Genomic DNA, 511 nt, shown 5'->3' with positions numbered 1-511 from the left:
TGGTTGGAGACGGTATTAATGATGCGCCAGCACTTKCAACAGCAGATTTAGGTATTGCTATGGGTGGTGCAAGGAACTGACACCGCAATGGAGACAGCAGATATTGTTTTAATGGCTGATAATCTTGGGTAAACTTCCTCATACAATGAAGTTAAGTAGAAAAGCTTTAACGATTATTAAACAAAAGTTCTCCGTAATTATTAAGGTAGTTGCATTAGTCCTAATCTTTCCTGGCTGGCTTACACTTTGGATGGATGTATTAAGTGATACAGGTGCTGCATTAATTGTTATTTTAAATACATTAAGATTGTTGAAAGTGGAGTTAGTATAGTTTCATGGACACATTTTAGTTAAGTCCTTACAATAATTTTTGAGAGGATGTGTCTGTCTTGGAACGTAAGAATACAGGTAAAAAATATAATAATGAATTCAAGAAGACTATTGTAGATCTTTATCACTCGGGTAATTCGGTCAAAGAATTAAGCGGCGAATATGGCGTATCAGAAGTTAC

General features: G+C 35.5%; 1 protein-coding gene and 1 pseudogene. Both read left to right on the top strand.

The window, feature by feature from the left end; translation table 11 throughout:
• Positions 1-331, top strand: a pseudogene (locus tag AC1DUW_RS32230) (heavy metal translocating P-type ATPase); the annotation flags it as partial.
• A gap of 58 nt (positions 332-389) precedes the next feature.
• Positions 390-511, top strand: a 122-nt coding sequence (locus AC1DUW_RS32225) for a transposase (RefSeq protein WP_477644172.1), incomplete at its 3' end; no start/stop codon positions are given.

Source organism: Peribacillus sp. P4_C12, assembly GCF_056402095.1.
Note: the sequence above shows the minus strand (reverse complement) of the source record. Positions and strands in the feature narration are given on the sequence as shown.